Genomic DNA, 15,797 nt, shown 5'->3' with positions numbered 1-15,797 from the left:
CGCGGGAGGGTCAGTCGGCGTCCAGGATCAGGACCACCTCGTCGATCTCCGCCCCGCGCGACTGCGCGAAACCCCGTCCCCGTGCGGTCGCGCGGAATCCGCACTTCTCCAGGACGCGGAGCGAGCCCGCGTTGTCCGCCGCCGCGCGGGCGTACAGAGGGCGTTCGGGGACGAGTACGAGGAGTTCGCGCAGCGCGGCCGTGGCCAGGCCGCGGCCCCAGTAGGCGCGGTCGATCCAGTAGGTGACCTCGCGCTCGCCCGGCTCGCCGTACACCGACGCGTTGCCCACGACGTCGCCGTCCGCGAGGACCGTGCGCAGGTCGACGTCGGCCGCGGCGCGGTTCCTCGCCCAGTGGGCCTCGAAGCGGTCCCGGTCGGCGGGGTCCTCGGGGGTGAACGCGGCCATGTGGCGCGACTCGGGATCGTTCATCTGCCGGAAGAAGACCGGCAGATCACTGTCGTGTACCTCGCGCAGGGTGACATCCATGCCTCAGAGCCTACGAGTCGCCAGTGTCAGTCGGTCCCGCGCGTCGAACAGCGCGTCCTTGACCATCTGTTCATGGGCGGGCGTGAGGCGCGCCACCGGCACCGAGCAGCTGATCGCGTCCCGCGCCGGAGTGCGGTAGGGAATGGCGACGCCGAAGCAGCGAAGCCCCAGCGTGTTCTCCTCGCGGTCCACGGCGAAGCCCTGCTCACGCACCGTACGCAGCTCCTCGATGAGCTTCTCGCGGTCGGTGATGGTGTGCTCGGTGAGCGCGGGCAGCGCCTCCGGGAGCATCGTGCGCACCTGCTCGTCGGTGTACGTGGCGAGCAGCGCCTTGCCGAGCGAGGTGGAGTGCGCGGGCAGACGGCGGCCCACGCGTGTGAAGGGCCGCAGGTAGTGCTGGGACTGGCGGGTGGCGAGGTACACGACGTTCGTGCCGTCGAGCCGGGCCAGGTGGATCGTCTCGGTGGTGTCGTCCGAGAGCCGGTCGAGCGTGGGCCTGGCCGCCGCGACGACCTCGTCGCCGTCGATGTAGGAGGTGCCGACGAGCAGCGCGCGCACCCCGATGCCGTACCGCGTACCGGTCGCGTCCGTCTCCACCCAGCCGAGCTCGACCAGGGTGCGCAGCAGCATGTAGAGGCTCGACTTCGGGTAGCCGACGGCTTCCTGGACCGCGGCCAGGGAGTGCATTCCGGGACGGCCCGCGAAGTACTCGAGCAATTCCACCGTCCGCACCGCGGACTTGACCTGCGCACCGCCTCCGGTCTCGCCAGCCGACATCGCCCTTGACCCCTTAGTTCGCCGAGAAATAGTCTCCGAAGTCTCCACTCATTCAGCATTGGAGACGGTGTTCAGCATATCGAACGCCCCTGGTGAGTGGCATACCCCTGGCAAGGCCCCTGGCAAGACGCCTGGCAATATCCCTGGCGAAAACCGGCATCACCTCTGGAAAGGGAATCCGCGGTGGCAGCAGCACCAGTCTGGAGTGTCGACCCCCGAACCGGGAAGCAGCGCGAGCAGGTTGCGGTGGAGGCCACGGCCGAGGAGGTCGACCAGGCGGTCCGCGCCGCCCGGGCCGCCGCCCCCGCGCTCGCCGACCGCGCGACCCGCGCCGCCTTCCTGCGCACCGCGGCCGAGCTCCTCGAAGGCGCCGAGGAACACCTCGTGGAGGCCGCCGACGCGGAGACCGCACTCGGCCCCGTCCGGCTCACCGGCGAACTCGCCCGCACCTGCTACCAGTTGAGGTCCTTCGCGGCCGTCGTCGACGAGGGCGCCTTCCTCGGCGTCGTCATCGACCACCCGGACGCGACGGCCACCCCGCCCGTCCCCGACCTGCGCCGCTACAAGATCCCGCTCGGTGTCGTCGCCGTCTACTCCGCCTCCAACTTCCCCTTCGCCTTCTCCGTGCCGGGCGGCGACACCGCGAGCGCCCTCGCCGCGGGCTGCCCCGTCGTCGTCAAGGCCCACCCCGACCACCCGGGCACCTCCGAACTGGTCGCCGCCACCCTGCGCAGGGCCGCGGCCAGGCACGACATCCCGGAAGGCGTCATCGGTCTGGTCCACGGCTTCGAGGCGGGAGTCGAACTGGTCAAGCACCCGCTGGTGTCGGGCGCGGGCTTCACCGGTTCGGTACGCGGCGGTCGCGCCCTGTTCGACGCGGCGGCGGCCAGGCCCGTGCCGATCCCGTTCCACGGCGAGCTCGGCTCCCTCAACCCCGTCGTCGTCACCGAGGCCGCGGCCGCCGAGCGCGGCGAGCAGATCGGCACCGGCCTCGCGGGCTCGATGACGCTCGGCGTCGGCCAGTTCTGCGTCAAGCCCGGCCTGGTCCTCGCCCCCGAGGGCGCGGGCGGCGACCGCCTGGTGAAGTCCCTGACCGAGGCGGTCAGCGACACCGAGGCCGGGGTGCTCCTCGACCACCGCATGCGCGACAACTTCGTCGCGGGGGTGCGCGAGCGCGCCGAACTCCCCGAGGTGGACGCCCCGGTGACGCCGGGCGCGGGCGGCGAGCACACGGTCAGCGCGGGCTTCCTCACCGTCCCCGCCGCCAGGATCGCCGAGGAGGGGGCGTACGACCTCCTCCTTGAGGAGTGCTTCGGCCCGGTCACCGTCGTCGCGCGGTACGCCGACGACGCGGAGATCACCGCCGTCCTCTCCCGGCTGCCGGGCAACCTCACCGCCACCGTGCAGCTGTCCGCCGCGGAGGCGGCGGGCGAGAGCGGCCGTGGCGCCGAGCTGCTCGCCGAACTGACCCCGCTGGCCGGGCGGGTGCTCGTCGACGGCTGGCCCACCGGCGTCGCCGTCGCGCCCGCCCAGCACCACGGCGGCCCCTACCCGGCCACCACGTCCACCTCGACGTCCGTGGGAAGCACCGCCATCGAGCGCTGGCTGCGCCCCGTCGCGTACCAGAACACCCCCGAGGCGCTCCTTCCGCCCGAGCTGCGCGACGCCAACCCGCTGGGCCTGCCGCGCCGTTACGACGGAGCCCAGGAGCACTGACGTGCCGGGCGCCTGGAACACTGACGCCATGGACGTCACTCTCCCCGAACTGCCCTTCCCGCTGCGCACGTACGGCCCCGACGGCAACTGGTCGTACGAGGACGGGAGGCTCACCGGCTGGGCGGGCGCCCGACAGGACCGCTTCGTGCCGCCGACCGGCGAGGCGCTGGACCCCGCGTCCGACGCGCCCCGCCTGCTCGGCGCGCCCGAGGGGGACTTCCAGCTGATCGCCCGCGTCACGGTCGGCTTCGCCGCGGCCTTCGACGCGGGCGTGCTCTATCTGCACGTGGGCGACCGCGAGTGGGCCAAGCTCTGCCTGGAGCGCTCGCCCGACGCGCCCACGATCTGCACGGTCGTCACCCGGGGCCGCTCCGACGACTCCAACGCCTTCGTCGTGGACGGCGACAGCGCCTGGCTGCGCATCAGCCGTACGGGTTCCGCGTTCGCGTTCCACGCGTCGAAGGACGGCGAGCACTGGACGTTCGTGCGGATCTTCTCGCTCGGCGACGAGGAGTCCGCGCGGGCCGCGCTCGTCGGCTTCCTCGCGCAGTCGCCCGTCGGGGAGGGCTGCGTGGTGACGTACGAGCACATCGAGTTCCGGCCCAACTGGCCGCAGGGTCTGCGCGACGGCTCCTAGAGCGTGATCCGGCCGCCGGTCGCCGCCGACCTCTCGATGGCGTCGAGCAGCCCCTGACGGCGCGCCGCGTGGGCGAAGTCCGGCGCGTGGGCGGTGCCTTGGGCGAGGTCGGCGTGGATCCGGGCGTACTGTGCCCCGACGTTGTACGAGGGGAGTCCGCGCACGCCGTCGAGGGCGGGGACGTCGAAATAGCGCGCGGGGACGGGGAGTTCGGTCACCGTGACCTCCGTGCCCCGCGCGCCCCGCACGGTCAGGGCGGCCTGCTGGAGGTGGCCCGAGTCGCCCGTGACGACCAGGTCGCCGTCCGTGCCGTTGATCTCCCAGTGGAAGTTCGTTCCCCGGGACATCCCGGCGCGAAAGTGCGCCGAGACCACGGCGCCGCCCGCGAGGCGCCCGCTCACCGCGATCTGGTCGTGGACCGTCATCGGCGCGGCCCGCCCCGTGCCCTCCTCGTGCACGACGGGGCGCCGGGTCGCCAGGGTCGCCGACACCTCGGTGAGCTCGCCGAGCACCATGGTCACGGCGTCGATCGTGTGCCCGAAAGGGATGGTCAGCATCGTGCCGCCGTTGGCCCTGTCGATGAGGTACTCCCCGCCCGGCTCGAAGACGGGACCCCAGCGCCGCCCCGACGCCACCAGGCTGGTGGAGAGGACCTCGCCCACGTACCCGTCGGCCACCAGATCGCGGACGTGGCGGACCGCGGGCGCCGAGCGGGCCTGTAGCCCCGCGAACGTCCGCACCCCGGCCAGGTCCGCGGCCGCCGCGAGCTCCTCGGCCTCGGCCAGGCCGTTGCCCAGCGGCCACTCGGAGAGCACCGCCTTGCCCGCGCCGAGCGCCGCGGTGATCACCTCGCGGTGCAGCGGCACGCGCACGCTCACCACCACGAGGTCGACCTCGTCACTGCGCACGAGCTCCTCGGCGGAGCCGAAGGCCAGCGGCACGCCGTACTTCGCGCCGGCGGCCCGCGCGGAGGCGTCGCTCGACGCGGACAGGGCCCGCAGCTCGTAGCCGTCGAGACGGTTCAGGGCGGGCAGGTGGGACTGCGGTGCCCAGCCGCCGCGGGCGGAGAGGCCGACGAGGCCGACGCGGACGGGGGAGGGGGCGGTGGTGGTCGCGGAGTTCATGATCGGGACGGTAGGCGCGACCCCCTGATTACCCGCAAGGGATACAGCTATATTTTGGAAACCATGACTGGTCAGACCCGTAATGACGCCGCGGGGCGCCACGACATCTACGGCCTGCTCTGCCCCGGCCGCGCCGTCTTCGAGCTGCTCGTGAACAAGTGGACGGGCCTCGCGATCACCGCCCTGGAGGACGGGCCCCGCCGCTTCGGCGAACTGCGCCGCAAGCTGGAGGGCGTCAGCCCCAAGGTGCTCACCCAGACCCTGCGCCGCCTGGAGGAGAACGGCCTGGTGCGGCGCACGGTCTACGCCGAGGTCCCACCCCGCGTCGAGTACGAGCTGACCGATCTTGGCCGAGGCGCCCTGGAACCCCTCGCCCACCTGCGCATCTGGATCAGGGCCAACACGGGAAGGTTCACGGCGGGAGAAGGCGGGGCAGGAGAATGCGCCGCGGGGGAATGAGGCGCTTTGCCCGGACGTTGACGGCAGGAGCGGAGGCACCCTCCGTACCGATGACCGTACGACCTGAAGAGAGCAGTCACACACATGCGCGTCGAGATCTGGAGCGACATCGCCTGCCCCTGGTGCTACGTGGGCAAGGCCCGCTTCGAGAAGGCCCTCGCCGCCTTCCCGCACCGCGACGACGTCGAGGTGGTGCACCGCTCCTTCGAGCTGGACCCCGGGCGCGCCAAGGGCGACACCGCCCCGGTGCTCGCGATGCTCACCAAGAAGTACGGCATGACCGAGGAGCAGGCCCGCGAGGGCGAGCAGCGCCTCGGTGAGAACGCCGCGTCCGAGGGCCTCGGCTACCGCACCGAGGGCCGCGACCACGGCAACACCTTCGACATGCACCGGCTGCTGCACCTCGCCAAGGAGCGGGGCCGCCAGGACGAGCTGATCGGCCTGTTCTACCGCGCCAACTTCGCCGAGGAGCGCTCCGTCTTCGAGGACGACGAGCGCCTGGTGGCGCTCGCCGTCGCCGCCGGACTCGACGCCGACGAGGCGCGTGCCGTCCTCGCCGACCCGGAGAAGTACGCCGCCGACGTCCGCGCGGACGAGCGCGAGGCCGCGGAACTCGGCGCGGGCGGCGTGCCGTTCTTCGTCCTCGACCGCAAGTACGGCGTCTCGGGCGCCCAGCCCGCCGACGTCTTCGCGCAGGCCCTGGAGCAGGCGTGGGGCGGCCGCTCCCCGCTGACCACCATCGCCGCGGACACCGAAGTCGCCGAGGGTGAGGCGTGCGGCCCCGACGGGTGCGCTGTTCCGCAGCAGGGCGACGCCGTATAAGAGTGGGTCCCATGGGGATCAGCGCCGGCGCCGAGTTCGCGCCCACGACGACGTATCTCAACACCGCGAACTGCGGTCTGCCGCCGCGCCGCGCGCGCGAGGCCGTGCGCGCCATGGCCGCCGAGCTCGGCGACGGCAGGCCCGGCGGGGCGGAGGACTTCGGGTCCGTGGAAGCGGCCCGGGCGTCCTTCGCCCGGCTCGTCGGGGTGCCACCGGGCCGGGTGGCCACCGGCGGCTCCGTCGCCGTGCACGTCGGTCTGATCGCGGGCTCGCTGCCGCCGGGCAGCGAAGTCCTCTTCCCCGAAGGGGAGTTCGCCTCCGTCAGCACCCCCTTCGCGGTGCGCGGCGATCTCCGCGCGCGGTACGCGCCCTTCGAGTCGCTCGCCGAGGCCGTCGGCCCCGACACCGCGCTCGTCGCCTTCTCCGCGGTCCAGTCGGCCGACGGCAGGACCGCCGACCTCGCCGCCGTCCGTGCCGCGGCCGCCGCGCACAGCGCGCGCACCCTCGTGGACGCGACGCAGGCCGTGGGCTGGCTGCCGTTCGACGCCTCGCTGTACGACTACACGGTCACCGGCGCCTTCAAGTGGCTGCTCTGCCCGCGCGGCGCCCAGTTCCTCACCGTGACCGAAGAGGCCCAGAAGTCCCTGGTCCCGCTGCACGCGGGCTGGCTCGCGGCCGCCGACACCGACAACTCCTCGTACGGCCCGGTCACCGAACTCGCCCCCGACGCGCGCCGGTTCGACGAACCGCCCGCCTTCCTCGCCTACCGGGGCGCGGCCGCCGCCCTCACCCTCGTCGAGGAGACCGGCGTCGACGCGGTGCACGCCCACGACACCGCCCTCGCCGCCCGCTACCGCGCGGGGCTCGCCAGGATCGGCCGCACCCCGGTGCCCGGCACGTCCCCCATCGTCTCCGTGCCGGGCCTCGGCGACCGGCAGCCCGAACTGGCCCGCGCCGGGGTCGTCACCTCCGCACGCGCGGGACACCTGCGCGCCGCGTTCCACCTGTACAACACCGAGGCGGATGTGGACCGGCTGCTCGACGTGCTCTCCGGCTGAACCCTGGCGCGCCGGGCGGCTGGACGCCACGCTTGGCAGGGCGGGGCGGGCGCGCAGGGCGGCCGCGCGAGGTGGTGGTGCCGATGAAGCGGGCGTTCGACACGGCGGACGCGCGAGGCGGCCCCGAGCGGCCGCCGCCCGACGACGACCTGCACCGGCGCCTCGTCTACGGCGACGAGGCCGCGCTCGCCGATGCCTACGCCGCCTACGGCGACCTCGTGCTCCGCGTCGCCGCCCGGGTCACCCGCAGCCCCGCCGCCGCGGAGGACGTCGCGCAGGAGGTCTTCGCCCACCTCTGGAGCAGGCCGTACGCCTTCGACGCGCGCCGCGGCAGCCTGCGCGCCTGGCTCTCCATGCTCGCCCACCGGCGGGCCGTGGACTGGGTGCGCGGCGAGGAACGGCACCGCAAGGCCACGCACGTGGACGAGACGGTGCTGCGCGCCGTCCCCGCCCCGGGACCCGCCCCCGACGAGGCCGTCCTCGAACAGGAACGCTCGCTCCTGCTGCACTCCGCGCTCGCCCGGCTCCCGCTGCACCAGCGGCAGGTGGTGCACCTGGCCTATTTCGCGGGCCGGACGTACCGTCAGGCCGCGGTCGAGCTCGGCATCCCCGAAGGCACCGCGAAGACCCGCCTGCGGACGGCCCTGCGCACCCTGGCAGAGACCCTCGCGGACCCGCCCCTGCGAGGTGAGATCCCGTGACCACGGAACACGAGGACGTACGCGAACTGCTCGGAGCCTGGGCGGTGGAAGCGGTCCTGCCCGGAGACGAGCACCGGATCACGGCCCACCTGCCCGGCTGCGCGGCCTGCTCCGCGGAGGCGCGCAGGCTGCGGGACACGGTGCGGCACCTGGAGGGGCCACCGGCCCCGCCGCCGTCCGACGTCCCGCACGTGCTTTCCCGCGCGTTCCGCACCCGCGCCCCCGCCCTGCGCACCGCCCCGCACGCCGCGCCCTACGCGGCCGCGGTCGCCGGGCTCCAGGCGCTCCTGGGGGAGTTGGGCGAGCGGGGCGACTGGGAGACGCCGGTCGCGCACGACTGGGACGTGCACGACACCGTCGCGCACCTGATCGCCGCTGACGAACCGCTCGCGCTCCACCTCGGGCTGCACGCGCGCGTGCCCGCCTCCTCGGTGCCGGAGGGGGCGCCGTGGCGGGCGGCCTGGGCGGCGCGCACCTCCGACGTCATCGCCCACGAGCGGCTGCGCACTCCCGCGCAGACCGTCGCCACCTGGCGCAACCAGGCCGCGGGCCTGCTGGCGGCACCCGCCGCCCACGACCGTGAACTGGCCGCGCGCGCCGCGGTGTTGATGGGCGTACGGCTGCCGGTCGGCGACCACTTCCTGGTGCGGGCCTTCGAGGCGTGGGTGCACGCCGACGACATCGGCAGGGCGCTCGACCGGCGGGTGCCTCCACCGCGGGTCCCGCACCTGTGGCAGCTCGTCAGGCTCGCGGTGCGCATCCTCGACATCGCCCTCGGCCCGCAAGCACCGACGGTGGCGCTCACCATCGAGGGGGAGGGCGGCGGCACGGAGTGGATCCTGGGCGACACGACCGACGCCGTCCGCGCCGAACTGGTCCTGGACCCGGTCGACTTCTGCCTCCTGATAGGCGGCCGCCGCCCCCCGACCGACATCCCCCACGGCCTGTCGGGCGACACATCAGCAGCCCACCACCTCCTCACCCGAGCAGCCTCCCTGTCGTGGCTATAGCCCCACTCACCCAGACACGACTGACACCCACGCTGCGACGTCGCGGATAAGGGGCGCGAGGAACTGCGCGAGAAGCACGTCTGACGTCAACTCAACGACGACACAGGCAACGTCGCAGCCAGGGGCGCGGGGAACTGCGCGAGAAGCACGGCTCAGGCCCACTGGACGAGGTCACAGGCAACGTCGCAGTCAGGGGCGCGGGGAACTGCGCAAACGCACGGCTGACGTCAACTCAACGGCGACCCAGCCCCCGGCACGGCCCCCGGCAAGGCCCCGCACCGCGAATCCTCCCCCTCCACACAAAGACTCGCCTCAACCTTGGCCAGCAGCCGAGCCAACTCCACCCGCTCCCCCGCATCCAGCCCCGCAAGCGTCCGCCCCTCCAACTGAGCCCACGCCCCCTCCACCTGGGCCAGCAACCCGCAACTCGCATCGGTGGCCTCGACGAGAACGGCCCGCCGATCCGCCGGATCGGGCCGCCGCCGCACATGCCCGGCCTGCTCGAGCCGCTGGAGCATCTTCGTGACCGTGGACGGGTCGAGCTCGACCGCCTTGATGAGTTCGGACTGGCGCACGGGCCCCGCGTCCCACAGGTGCATCATCACGAACTCCTGGCCGGGGTACAGCCCGAGCCCCTTGAGCAGCTTGCCCGCGGCCACGCGATGCAGCCGCGCCACCCGGCTGACGGCGAGGCTGACGGGCCCCGCCTGCGCCACCCCGTGCGAGCCGGGGGTACAGACGGGGTCGCCGGCCGTTGCGGACGGTGCGGTGTCGGCCTTCATCGCGTGCTCCTGCTCCTGCTGCTGGTCGCGGGGTGCTCTCGGCGCATCTCCAGATACGTCCTCAGTATGTCGTCAGTATGTCTTCCAGAAGATTACCTTGGTCGGCCAATGAATGGGTTACAGTGGCATCCGGCGCAGATACTTGGCCGACCACATAACAACCTGCCCGGGAGTCCTGATGACCACCGCGTTCGACCCGATCGACCTGTCAGGCAGCCGCCTCGGCAACCGCATCGTCATGGCCCCCATGACCCGCAGTCGCGCTGGTGAGGGCGGTGTGGCCACGGATCTGACCGCCGAGTACTACGCCCAGCGCGCCTCCGCCGGACTGATCGTCACCGAGGGCATCCAGCCTTCCGTGGTCGGCCAGGGATACCCGGACACACCGGGCCTGCACAGCGCGGCGCAGGTGGCGGGCTGGCGCAAGGTCACCGACGCCGTGCACGCGGCGGGCGGCCGGATCTTCGCCCAGATCATGCACGCGGGCCGCATCGGCCACCCCGTGCTGCTGCCCGAGGGGCTCGTGAACGTCGCCCCCTCGCCGGTCGCCGCCGAGGGCCAGGTCTTCACGGCCGAGGGGCCCAAGGAGTTCATCACCCCGCGCGAGCTGACCGGCGCCGAAGTGCGCGCCACCATAGGCGACTTCGTCACCGCCGCGCGCAACGCGATCGACGCGGGTTTCGACGGCGTCGAGCTGCACGGGGCCAACGGCTACCTGATCCACCAGTTCCTCGCCCCGGGCTCCAACCGGCGCACGGACGAGTGGGGCGGCTCGCCCGAGAACCGCGTCCGCTTCGCCGTCGAGGTCGCCAAGGCCGTCACCGCGGAGATCGGCGCCGAGCGCACCGGCTTCCGCGTCTCGCCCGGCAACCCCTTCAACGACATCTCCGAGCCCGACCCGGAGCCCGTGTACATCGCCCTCGCGAAGGAGCTGGCCGCGCTCGACCTGGCGTATCTGCACGTCATGGAGGTGGGGGAGATCCGTGACCTCTCCAACAGGCTGCGCAAGGAGTTCGGCGGCACGTTCGTCCTGAGCCCGCAGACCGAGGGCCCCACCAGCCACGGCGCGCTCGCCCTGGTCGAGGACGGCACCGCGGACCTGATCGCCTTCGGCGCGCTGTTCCTCGCCAACCCCGACCTGCCTGCCCGCCTGCGGACCGAGGGCCCCTACAACACACCCGACCAGTCGACCTTCTACGGCGGCACGGAGAAGGGCTACACGGACTACCCGACGCTGTAGCACCGGCGGTACGCGACGTACCGGCCGTACGCGAGTCGGCCCGGCACCCACGGGGGGCGCCGGGCCGACTGACGTACGCGGCAGGCTACTTCACCGGCGTGAAGTCCCGCGCACCGATGAACTCGGGCCGTCGTACCGGTGCCGCGAACGGCTCGACCGCCGTGTTCTCCACGCTGTTGAACACGATGAAGACGTTCGACCGCGGATAGGGGGTGATGTTGTCCCCCGAACCGTGCATCGCGTTGCAGTCGAACCACGTCGCGGAACCGGCCTCACCGGTGAAGAGCCGGATCCCGTGGTCGGACGCGAAGTGGGTCAGCGTCCCGTCCGAAGGGATGCCCGCGTCCTGCATCTGCAGCGACCGCTTGTAGTTGTCCTTCGGCGTCGCGCCCGCACAGCCGAGGAACGTCTTGTGCGACCCCGGCATGATCATGAGGCCGCCGTTGGTGTCGTGGTTCTTCGTCAGCGCGATCGACACCGAGACGGTCCGCATGTTCGGCAGGCCGTCCTCCGCGTGCCAGGTCTCGAAGTCCGAGTGCCAGTAGAACCCGGAGGCGCCGAAGCCCGGCTTCACGTTGATCCGCGACTGGTGGACGTACACGTCCGAGCCGAGGATCTGCCGGGCCCTGCCCACCACGCGCGGGTCGGCGGCCAGCCTGCCGAAGAGCTCACTGATCCGGTGCACCTCGAAGAGGGAGCGGATCTCCTGCGTGCGCGGCTCGACGATGGAACGCTCGTCCTCCCGCATCGCGGGATCGTTCATGAGCCGTTCCAGCTCGGCGTGGTACACGCCCACTTCGTCCGGGGTGATCAACTGGTCGATCGCCAGGAAACCGTCCCGCTCGAACCCCGCCAGATCCCCGGCCGCGATCGGCCCTTCGGTACCCGGCTCGGACCACACCACGGGGTCCTTGCGTTCGATGAGCACCTCTTCGGCGCCTCGGGTCGGGTACAGGTCGGTGGTGCGTTCGGGTGCGGTGGTCATGGTGGTGCCTGCCTCTCCTCTCGTACGGCCCTGTTCGGGATGTCAGCGGACCGGTGGACCGGTCTCAGCCCTCGTCCGGCTCCGTGAGCAGCGGGTACACGCCGTTCTCGTCGTGGTCCTCACGGCCGGTGACGGGCGGGTTGAAGACACACAGGCAGTGGAAGTCCTCCTTGATCCGCATGGTGTGCTTCTCGTGCCCGTCGAGCAGATACATGGTGCCCGGCGTGATCGTGTACTTCTCGCCGGTCGTCTCGTCGGTCAGCTCGGCCTCGCCCTTGGTGCAGACGACGGCCTCGATGTGGTTCGCGTACCACATCGACGTCTCCGTACCCGCGTACAGGATGGTCTCGTGGAGCGAGAACCCCACGCGCTCCTTGGCGAGGACGATGCGCTTGCTCTCCCAGGTGCCCGATGCGGCCTTCACATGCCGGTCGGTGCCTTCAATGTCCTTGAACGAACGGACGATCACGGTGAGTTGCCTGCTTTCTTAACTGTCGTACGGTGAGGGGACGGCGGCCGTCAAGCGGTCTCGCGCACGGCGCGTGCCAGCGTCCGCAGCCCCTCGTCCAGCTCGTCGGGCGTGATCGTCAGCGCCGGAAGGAGCTTGACGACCTCGCTCTCGGGGCCGGAGGTCTCGATGAGCAGGCCGAGCTCGAAGGCGCGCTTGGCCACCTTGCCCGCCCGCTCCTTGTCGCGGAACTGGATGCCCCACACCAGGCCGCGCCCGCGGTACTCGACGGTGTCGTCGGGGTACTCGGCGCGCAGCGCGCTGAGGGTCTCCTCGATCTGCTGGCCGCGGGCCAGGGTCTGCTTCTCCATCGCGGGGCCGTCGGTCCAGTACGTCTCCAGGGCGGCGGCGGCCGTGACGAAGGCCGGGTTGTTGCCCCGGAAGGTGCCGTTGTGCTCGCCCGGCTCCCACACGTCGAGCTCCGGCTTGAACAGGCAGAGCGACATGGGCAGGCCGTAGCCGCTGATGGACTTCGACACCGTCACGATGTCCGGCGTGATGCCCGCCTCCTCGAAGGAGAAGAACGCGCCGGTGCGGCCGCAGCCCATCTGGATGTCGTCGACGATGAGCAGCATGTCCCAGCGCTCGCACACGTCGGCGAGCTTGCGCAGCCACTCGGCGCGGGCGACGTTGATGCCGCCCTCGCCCTGCACCGTCTCGACGATCACGGCCGCCGGGGTGTTCAGGCCCGAGCCGGAGTCCTCGAGGAGGCGCTCGAACCAGATGAAGTCGGGGGTCTGGCCGTCGAGGTAGTTGTCGAACGGCATCGGCGTGCCGTGCACCAGCGGGATGCCGGCGCCCGCCCGCTTGAAGGCGTTGCCGGTCACCGCGAGTGAGCCGAGCGACATGCCGTGGAAGGCGTTCGTGAACGACACGATCGACTCGCGGCCCTTGACCTTGCGGGCCAGCTTCAGCGCCGACTCCACGGCGTTGGTGCCCGTCGGGCCCGGGAACATGACCTTGTACGGCAGGTCGCGGGGGCGCAGGATGACGTTCTGGAAGGTCTCAAGGAAGGCGCGCTTCGCGGTCGTCGACATGTCGAGGCCGTGCGTGACGCCGTCGCGCTCGATGTAGTCGATCAGGGCGCGTTTCAGGACCGGGTTGTTGTGGCCGTAGTTGAGCGAACCGGCTCCGGCGAAGAAGTCGAGGTACTCGTGGCCGTCCTCGTCGAACATGCGGCTGCCCTGCGCGCGGTCGAAGACCGTAGGCCAACCGCGGCAGTAGCTGCGCACCTCCGACTCCAGGGTCTCGAAGACGCTCAGGTCGGGCTGGGTGATGGTCACAGCGAATCTCCTGGGAGATGAGGTAGTGCGGGGGAGGTGGGGGGTGTTGAGGGAAAGCCGGGGGAGTGGGGCGGGGAGCCGGGCGGGCGCCCGCCGTCCGTCGTCGCTCAGTGCGGCAGTGGCTCGATGAGGTAGAGCACCTCGGGCTCGTGCCCGTCGTCGGGGAACAGGCCCGCGTCGAACAGGACCGTGCGCGCGACCGATGCGCCGTGCCGCCTCGCGTACGAAGTGAAGAGGGCCTCGGACGCCGTGTTGTCGGGCGAGATGGTCGTCTCCAGGGAGTCCACCGGGTGCGTGGCGGTCACCTGCGCGGTCAGCCCGTCGAGGAGGGCGGCGGCGAGGCCCTTGCCGCGGTGCGGGTGGTCGACGGCCACCTGCCAGACCATCAGGGTGCCGGGTCGGTCGGGGCGGATGTAGCCGGTGATGAAACCGGCCACCTCGCCGTCGGCGTCCCGCGCCACCACGGAGGTCCGCGCGAAGTCACGGCACCACAGCAGATAGCTGTACGAGGAGTTGAGGTCAAGCACCTTCGAGTCGCGGGCGATCCGCCAGATCGCGGCGCCATCGGCGACCACGGGACTGTCGAGTCGCAGTCCCTCGGGCATTTTTTGGAATTTCGCTTGCAGGTCGGTCGGTAGATCGGCTTGTGCAGCGGTCATGCGGATTGAATTTACCGAGCAATTCCTGGGATTGCATCGAGCAAAGGGGTTACGTGAGAGCGGTCCATGTGTTATCACGCGGGGGTGCGCGCCCGCACGAGATCCCGACCATTTATGGTGATTTGCCCAGGAGATAGTGCACAAAATGGACGCGATGTGGAGTGCGTCACAGATCAACAACTGGTGCGGGGTGGGTCCGAATTACGGTGGTTGGCGCTGTTGAAACCTTAGTGTTTAGGTCCCCGGAAAGCGGGCAGAAGAATACGGGAAGCTGTGCTTCTCGGGTTTATAAACAATTCGCGATAATGCCTTGAGGGCGTCTGAGGGAATTCAATGGAAGAGGAGTCCCGGAAGGGGTGCGGGGAACTGCGCGACAAGCCACGACGAACGCGCGGCCGCCCGCGACCCGCACCCTGCCCCCGGGTCGCGGCGGCTAGCTCCAGGCGTCCGTCACCGCGCGGCGTGCCGCCTCCAGGTCGACCGTGAGGCCCGACTCCGTCATGGCCGCGCCCAGGGCCGCGAGCGAGGCGTGGACGACGCCGCGGGTCGCGTCGGGGCCGTAGTGGTTGACGCGGATCATCTCCTTGGCGAGCGCCCCGCCCCCGGCGACCAGCGGCAGTACCGGGTCCGCGGCGAGCGCCCTGGCGACGAGCTCGGAGGCGTCGACGCCCGAAGGCGCGCGCAGCGTGGTGGCGACCGGGGCCGCGTCCCCCGCCTCGTACACGTAGGGCTCGAGACCGCCGCCCAGCGCGAGCGCGCCCGCGCGCGTGGCGGCCGCGGCCGTGGCGTGCCGCGCCATCAGGGCGTCCAGGCCCTCCGTCTCGATCCGCTCCACGCACGCCTCGAGCGCCAGCATCTCCAGCTGGGCGGGCGCGTGCAGCAGCGCCTTCCTGCCGCCGTCGATCCAGCGCTCCTTCCAGTCCAGGAGGGAGAGGTAGGAGCGGCGCGGCGCCTGCGGGTTGGCGGCCAGGCGCTGCCAGGCCCGCTCGCTGACCGACACCGCGGAGACGCCCGCGGGCCCGCCCATCGCCTTCTGCGCGCCGATCACGCACAGGTCCACGCCCCACGCGTCGGGCAGCAGCGGCTCGGCCGCCACCGAGGCCACCGCGTCCAGCATGAACAGCGCGCCGTGCTCGCGCACGACCGCGCCGATCTCCGCGACGGGGTTGGTGTTGCCGGTCGCCGCCTCCGCGTGCACCAGCGAGACGAAGTCGATCTCCGGGTGCGCGGCGAACGCCTGGCGCACCTGCTCCGCGGTGACCGCCGTGTGGAACGGCACCGCGAGGTCGATCACCGTCGCGCCGCAGTCCCGCAGCCAGTTCCCGAACGTCTGGCCGTACGGCCCCGTGATCACGTTCAGCGCCGTCGTGCCGGGTCGCGCGGCGCCCCTGATGCATCCCTCCAGGGGCAGCAGGGCCTCGCCCTGCATGATCACGACGTCCTGCTCGGTGGCGAGCAGCCCCGCCACCCGCGCCTCGATGGCGGCGAAGTGCTGGGCGCTCAGCGGCGCCAGGTCCAGAAAGGGGTGCGTCACAGTACTGCTCACGTC

17 protein-coding genes are annotated in these 15,797 nt (G+C 71.8%); 8 read left to right on the top strand and 9 right to left on the bottom strand.

Features of this window, described 5'->3' with window-relative positions; all coding sequences use genetic code 11:
* Positions 1 to 10: 10 nt before the first annotated feature.
* Both KY5_RS09035 and KY5_RS09030 read right to left on the bottom strand, forming a co-directional pair.
* A complete protein-coding gene (locus tag KY5_RS09035; RefSeq protein WP_098241739.1) occupies positions 11 to 487 on the bottom strand; it encodes a GNAT family N-acetyltransferase in 477 nt (158 codons plus the stop codon).
* A gap of 3 nt (positions 488 to 490) precedes the next feature.
* Positions 491 to 1,264, bottom strand: a complete 774-nt coding sequence (locus KY5_RS09030; RefSeq protein WP_098241738.1) for an IclR family transcriptional regulator — start codon at positions 1,262 to 1,264, stop codon at positions 491 to 493.
* Positions 1,265 to 1,447: 183 nt separating this feature from the next.
* On the opposite strand from KY5_RS09030, the gene KY5_RS09025 reads away from it, so the two are divergent.
* Positions 1,448 to 2,980 (top strand): aldehyde dehydrogenase (NADP(+)), encoded by a 1,533-nt coding sequence (locus tag KY5_RS09025; RefSeq protein WP_098241737.1) that lies wholly within the window; start codon positions 1,448 to 1,450, stop codon positions 2,978 to 2,980.
* A 28-nt stretch (positions 2,981 to 3,008) separates the two neighbouring features.
* Positions 3,009 to 3,617, top strand: a complete 609-nt coding sequence (locus KY5_RS09020; protein ID WP_098247133.1) for a DUF1349 domain-containing protein — start codon at positions 3,009 to 3,011, stop codon at positions 3,615 to 3,617.
* Here KY5_RS09020 and KY5_RS09015 read toward each other — a convergent pair.
* On the bottom strand, positions 3,614 to 4,741 hold the full coding sequence (locus KY5_RS09015) for a Gfo/Idh/MocA family protein (RefSeq protein ID WP_098241736.1): 1,128 nt from the start codon (positions 4,739 to 4,741) through the stop codon (positions 3,614 to 3,616). The two genes, KY5_RS09020 and KY5_RS09015, sit on opposite strands and share 4 nt — an antisense overlap.
* Before the next feature lie 63 nt (positions 4,742 to 4,804).
* Here KY5_RS09015 and KY5_RS09010 point away from each other — a divergent pair, with 63 nt between their 5' ends.
* The 5 genes from KY5_RS09010 to KY5_RS08990 all read left to right on the top strand — a co-directional run bounded on the left by KY5_RS09010 (position 4,805) and on the right by KY5_RS08990 (position 8,791).
* A complete protein-coding gene (locus KY5_RS09010; protein WP_098241735.1) occupies positions 4,805 to 5,200 on the top strand; it encodes a winged helix-turn-helix transcriptional regulator in 396 nt (131 codons plus the stop codon).
* Positions 5,201 to 5,284: 84 nt separating this feature from the next.
* Positions 5,285 to 6,022 (top strand): DsbA family oxidoreductase, encoded by a 738-nt coding sequence (locus KY5_RS09005; protein WP_098241734.1) that lies wholly within the window; start codon positions 5,285 to 5,287, stop codon positions 6,020 to 6,022.
* Between the two features lie 11 nt (positions 6,023 to 6,033).
* Positions 6,034 to 7,080: an aminotransferase class V-fold PLP-dependent enzyme gene (locus KY5_RS09000; protein WP_098241733.1), complete on the top strand. Its 1,047-nt coding sequence runs from the start codon at positions 6,034 to 6,036 to the stop codon at positions 7,078 to 7,080.
* Positions 7,081 to 7,163: 83 nt separating this feature from the next.
* The gene (locus KY5_RS08995) at positions 7,164 to 7,781 is read left to right on the top strand and encodes an RNA polymerase sigma factor (RefSeq protein WP_098241732.1); all 618 of its coding nucleotides are present in this window, start codon (positions 7,164 to 7,166) and stop codon (positions 7,779 to 7,781) included.
* On the top strand, positions 7,778 to 8,791 hold the full coding sequence (locus KY5_RS08990) for a maleylpyruvate isomerase family mycothiol-dependent enzyme (protein WP_098241731.1): 1,014 nt from the start codon (positions 7,778 to 7,780) through the stop codon (positions 8,789 to 8,791). Before KY5_RS08995 ends, KY5_RS08990 begins: the two co-directional genes overlap by 4 nt.
* Before the next feature lie 227 nt (positions 8,792 to 9,018).
* Here KY5_RS08990 and KY5_RS08985 read toward each other — a convergent pair whose 3' ends face one another.
* Entirely contained in the window at positions 9,019 to 9,573 is a 555-nt protein-coding gene (locus tag KY5_RS08985; RefSeq protein WP_098241730.1) for a MarR family winged helix-turn-helix transcriptional regulator, read from the bottom strand.
* 178 nt (positions 9,574 to 9,751) lie between these two features.
* Here KY5_RS08985 and KY5_RS08980 point away from each other — a divergent pair, with 178 nt between their 5' ends.
* A complete protein-coding gene (locus KY5_RS08980; RefSeq protein ID WP_098241729.1) occupies positions 9,752 to 10,813 on the top strand; it encodes an alkene reductase in 1,062 nt (353 codons plus the stop codon).
* An 85-nt stretch (positions 10,814 to 10,898) separates the two neighbouring features.
* On the opposite strand, the gene thpD is transcribed toward KY5_RS08980, so the two are convergent.
* The 5 genes from thpD to KY5_RS08955 form a co-directional block, all read right to left on the bottom strand.
* Positions 10,899 to 11,798, bottom strand: coding sequence for an ectoine hydroxylase (gene thpD / locus KY5_RS08975; RefSeq protein WP_098241728.1), 900 nt, complete (start codon positions 11,796 to 11,798; stop codon positions 10,899 to 10,901).
* A gap of 64 nt (positions 11,799 to 11,862) precedes the next feature.
* Positions 11,863 to 12,267 carry an ectoine synthase gene (locus KY5_RS08970; RefSeq protein ID WP_098241727.1) on the bottom strand — a complete coding sequence of 135 codons (405 nt, stop codon included), beginning with the start codon at positions 12,265 to 12,267 and terminating at the stop codon, positions 11,863 to 11,865.
* Positions 12,268 to 12,317: 50 nt separating this feature from the next.
* A complete protein-coding gene (ectB, locus tag KY5_RS08965) occupies positions 12,318 to 13,589 on the bottom strand; it encodes a diaminobutyrate--2-oxoglutarate transaminase (RefSeq protein WP_098241726.1) in 1,272 nt (423 codons plus the stop codon).
* A gap of 107 nt (positions 13,590 to 13,696) precedes the next feature.
* Entirely contained in the window at positions 13,697 to 14,248 is a 552-nt protein-coding gene (gene ectA / locus KY5_RS08960) for a diaminobutyrate acetyltransferase (RefSeq protein ID WP_199842990.1), read from the bottom strand.
* Between the two features lie 433 nt (positions 14,249 to 14,681).
* Positions 14,682 to 15,782, bottom strand: a complete 1,101-nt coding sequence (locus KY5_RS08955; RefSeq protein WP_234363153.1) for a pyridoxal-phosphate-dependent aminotransferase family protein — start codon at positions 15,780 to 15,782, stop codon at positions 14,682 to 14,684.
* Positions 15,783 to 15,797: the final 15 nt, after the last annotated feature.

Origin of the sequence: Streptomyces formicae, from assembly GCF_002556545.1 — a bacterium.
Taxonomy (GTDB): domain Bacteria; phylum Actinomycetota; class Actinomycetes; order Streptomycetales; family Streptomycetaceae; genus Streptomyces; species Streptomyces formicae_A.
The sequence above is the reverse complement of the archived record's forward strand: the minus strand, read 5'-3'. Positions and strand labels throughout refer to the sequence as shown.